This window comes from Snodgrassella sp. CFCC 13594, from assembly GCF_001590725.1.
In the GTDB taxonomy this organism is placed as follows: Bacteria; Pseudomonadota; Gammaproteobacteria; order Burkholderiales; family Neisseriaceae; genus Snodgrassella.
The window spans coordinates 1-3,608 of the sequence record NZ_LQXR01000042.1 but is presented as its reverse complement, the minus strand read 5'-3'; the positions used below and the strand labels follow the sequence as shown (position 1 = coordinate 3,608).

The 3,608-nt window shown below is 46.7% G+C and carries 7 protein-coding genes; all 7 read right to left on the bottom strand.

Annotation, left to right across the window (positions count from 1 at the left end):
- On the bottom strand, positions 1–412 hold a 412-nt coding region (locus A2F46_RS11450; protein WP_156471643.1), incomplete at its 3' end, for a hypothetical protein.
- Positions 409–1,746 carry a hypothetical protein gene (locus A2F46_RS11445; RefSeq protein WP_066570579.1) on the bottom strand — a complete coding sequence of 446 codons (1,338 nt, stop codon included), beginning with the start codon at positions 1,744–1,746 and terminating at the stop codon, positions 409–411. The genes A2F46_RS11445 and A2F46_RS11450, both read right to left, overlap by 4 nt.
- Positions 1,747–1,778: 32 nt before the next feature.
- Positions 1,779–1,919, bottom strand: a complete 141-nt coding sequence (locus tag A2F46_RS12380) for a hypothetical protein (RefSeq protein WP_156471642.1) — start codon at positions 1,917–1,919, stop codon at positions 1,779–1,781.
- 38 nt (positions 1,920–1,957) lie between these two features.
- Positions 1,958–2,302 carry a hypothetical protein gene (locus A2F46_RS11440; RefSeq protein WP_066570578.1) on the bottom strand — a complete coding sequence of 115 codons (345 nt, stop codon included), beginning with the start codon at positions 2,300–2,302 and terminating at the stop codon, positions 1,958–1,960.
- Positions 2,281–2,628: a hypothetical protein gene (locus A2F46_RS11435; protein WP_066570577.1), complete on the bottom strand. Its 348-nt coding sequence runs from the start codon at positions 2,626–2,628 to the stop codon at positions 2,281–2,283. The genes A2F46_RS11440 and A2F46_RS11435 overlap by 22 nt, the downstream gene beginning before the upstream one ends.
- Before the next feature lie 73 nt (positions 2,629–2,701).
- Positions 2,702–3,274, bottom strand: coding sequence for a hypothetical protein (locus tag A2F46_RS11430; protein ID WP_156471641.1), 573 nt, complete (start codon positions 3,272–3,274; stop codon positions 2,702–2,704).
- Positions 3,275–3,329: 55 nt separating this feature from the next.
- A partial coding sequence (locus A2F46_RS11425; RefSeq protein WP_156471640.1) for a DUF3168 domain-containing protein occupies positions 3,330–3,608 on the bottom strand: 279 nt, incomplete at its 5' end.

Here is a 3,608-nt window from a genome sequence, read left to right as displayed (position 1 = left end):
TCATGCTCTGGCGGTCACTTGCCTGACGCTTTTCCCAGCTATCCATGGTCATATTGTTTGACGCTAGCCATTTGTCTTGCTCTGACATAGACATCGAACCAAAATTGGAGGGTAGCTTGCTGTACTTGTCATTCAACCCATTAGCAGCTGATTGCATGGTGGTGGCTGCCTTGTCCATCTTGCTGCCTGCTGTATTTTGCAATGCTGCGCTGGCGGCCTGAACCTTGGCTAGATTCGCATCTGCCTTTTTCTTGTCTTCCAGTAGCTTCTTTTGCTGCTCCAGTAATTGCTTTTGGTCATACTCACCAAGCGATCGAGTACGCTCTGCGCTGTTTACTGCTGTGGGGTTGCCGGATGTATTGTTGCGGGCATTATTCATGTCGCTCGCCGCATCGGTTAATGCCGCCTTCATCTGGCTACCACGTTGGTGGTAAATGCTTTAACGGCTGACTGAGCCGTGGCAATTTTGGCTTCTATCTCGGCTTTATCTACGGCCACCTCACCAATAACAGATTCATTCTGTTTAATCAGTCCATCCAGATAATCGCGCATTCCCCCGCCAAAGATGGCTGAGGCTGGGTTGGTATAGGTTGCTAACTTGGCTACCTTCAACAAACCATCATAAACGCTGTAAACAAATGCCCTCACATCCAACAAGGTGGCCTTCCACCCCATGAATGTGCTGTACACTTCTCCGCCCAAACTCACTGCATTGCCAAGTCCAGTAGTCAGCCATTCGGCAACCTGCATGGCAAACTTATCCATACCGCCAAAGTTCTCTACCAGCTCTTTGGCTTTCTCAACCAGCACGCCTAATGGGCCAGCCATGTATGCGGTCAGGTGATCACCAAATGAACCAATAATGGCTTGGATTTCTGTCAGGTTACTTTTGAAGTCGTTGAGCTGTTGCAACTCTGTGGGCGATAAAATCGTACCTTGGTCAATCGCAGTCTGCCTTAGCTCCTTCAATTTCTCATTATTGTTATCCAGCAATGGCAGTAAGAATGAAGCATCATTGGCCAGCGATTCCAGTAGGTTGGTTTTGTCTTGCGTAGATAGGCCTTGCATAGCAGTGCTAATACGGGCCAGCGCCTGATCAGGTGCCAAGCCAATAAAATCACGTGCGTTTAAATTTAGCTTTTTAAATACGTCTGCTGCTTCTCCACCACCTGTACTAACAAAATCCCCAATCTTCTCGTTTACATCTTTGAAAATATCGCGGACTTTTTCACCTGATAACCCCACGGTATTGGCAGCATATTCAAATGACTGTAGGTCATTGGTATTGATATTCAAGCGGCTAGCATCATTCATCAACTGCCGCGCTTCAGTGGCTTTGGCTGATACTAAAGCAAACCCCGCTACCGCAGCGCCTGTAAATGCGCCAATACCCGTCACAGCCGCACCCAAAGCCAGCACAAGGCCACCACCTAATGCGGTGCCTAAACCAGCTACCAATCCCCCTGCTTTGCCTGCTGCGCCACCCATTTCACTCATGCTGCTACCAGCCACTTTGGCTTTAGCTGCCGCTGCTTGATGCGCAACGGATAATTCTCGTGCTCGAATCGTAGCTAGATTGATAACACCCGATTCTTTTTCAAACGCTTTAATGGCTCTTTCAATGGCTTCAGTATCACTACCATATTGTTCCCGCAACTCAGCCCGCTTTTGTTTGTACGTCCGTACCGCCTTGGCGGTTTCGGTGAATTTGGCTATTTCCTGTTCCTGTACACCAAGGTTGCGCAAAGACTGGGCGCGCTGTTCTATCTTGGCATCACTTAAACCCTTCTCCCTTTGGCTGCGGCCTGATAGGATTTTTGTAGACTAGCCATTCCCTTGGCATTTTGCTCTTCAGCCGTACGCATACCTGAAATAAACGCATTGGCATCTAGCCCCAGCTTGACGGTTATATCTTCCATACCTCACCCAAAATAAAAACCCACCGAAGTGGGTTTGTTTATCGTTCACCGTCTGATATTTTATCAAACATGCGTTCTTGCTCTGCCAGTCGCTGTGCTTCATCTACTTGCGTAGGCGCTTCATGGTCTACCGCTGCATCAATGTAAAACCGCCTACTGTCTCCTTCATATCCGCCCATGGTGGTGGCAATGAGGTACGCCAATTGGACTTGGTAATATTCATTCCGCTTAATCGGTGAAGGATGTTTCTGGCTGTGGTGCAGATACCGTTGCAATTGCGATTCAGGCCATAAATCAATCTCATGCGCTGGTATGCCCAGCGCAAAAGACAGATCCATAATGAAGCGTTCACGCTCTTGTATTAGGCTTTCATAAGGCCCCATGAGTTTGCCCCATTAGATGCGTTCACGATGGCGGTATAAATTCCAATGGGCAGATTCGCCATAAAATTCACATCATCTAAATTGTCTGCATCAAAGGGATGATTACCGTCTTTATCAAACACAGAAACGATGGTGCCCCGAATGGCATTTAAATCATCGTCTTTGTATTTATCATCAATGGCTTGTAACTCTTTCAACCGGTCATTAAATCCTTTAACTGACAAGGTTTTAACATATAGCTCCAAAGGCTCAATGCCATCAATCTTCTTCAGCGCATCCACATTGAACGCATCCTTAACCGCCTGCATCATTGCTTGTTTGTTCATGTTTACGCCTCCAAGGTTAATTTGCGTTGCTTGGATTTGATTTTCAGACCAAAGGATGATTTGTACTTCTCATTCACTTGACCTGAATATTCAAAGCTTTCAATGCACATACAAAACCCCGAATGGTTTTTGCACTTTTGGGCTTAAACACAACAAAGGTACTGCCCAATACCTGCCCTAAATCCTCCAAGTAATCCTGCACGCCGTTGTCCGTACTCCACATAGCACCAATGCTGATTGAACCTGCTTCCAGTGTGGGGTACTCACTGGGGTACGCATCGCATACCGTGGTATCGTCATTAAACTTAACGCTGTATGGGGTGACTTTCATGTCGGTGGTTTCACAAAAGCCAAACGAATCGCCTTTAATGAATTTGGCATCCGTCACCGTGCCGATCGATGTACCATCCAAACCGATAACGGCAAAGCTGTTTTCATCAATCACATCAACCAAAAACCAATTTTGCTGACCGCTAATGTTATCTGAGGTCAGATAAATGGCATCACCACTGGTTAGGTTATGGTCGGTTACAGTAGCCACGGATGGATTGGCATTAGTCAATGCGGTAATACTGTTTGATGGGGTGCCAGGCTGCTTGAACACTTTAATGGCGGTTTCTTGAAAATATAAACCTTTGTCAGACATGGTAAAGCTCCATAAAAAATGCCGCTCAATGGCGGCAGATAAAAATAGATGATTGTTAAAAAACAAGATAATCAAGCGTTGCCTGATATTTCTTTAGGGTAAAGTCATAATTGTTCATGGGTGCCATCTGAGGCACAGCAGCATTGTTGGGCAGATTTTTCAAGGCTGCCTGTACCTCTGCCACCAGCAATGCTCTTGCGCTGGGGCTGTCTGCAAAAACATCCACCTGAATGCGTGGGCAGTAATCCGTATCGCAATTGGTATTGTTGGCTTGCCCACCTGTTTGGCTGTACATAATGGCAGGCCATTGCTTCACGGTATCGGGCAAATGGTC

Coding starts and splice junctions, on each gene's coding strand:
- A2F46_RS12380 (WP_156471642.1), bottom strand. CDS start 1,919: ATGGAAGATATAACCGTCAAGCTGGGGCTAGATGCCAATGCGTTTATT.
- A2F46_RS11440 (WP_066570578.1), bottom strand. CDS start 2,302: ATGGGGCCTTATGAAAGCCTAATACAAGAGCGTGAACGCTTCATTATG.
- A2F46_RS11435 (WP_066570577.1), bottom strand. CDS start 2,628: ATGAACAAACAAGCAATGATGCAGGCGGTTAAGGATGCGTTCAATGTG.
- A2F46_RS11430 (WP_156471641.1), bottom strand. CDS start 3,274: ATGTCTGACAAAGGTTTATATTTTCAAGAAACCGCCATTAAAGTGTTC.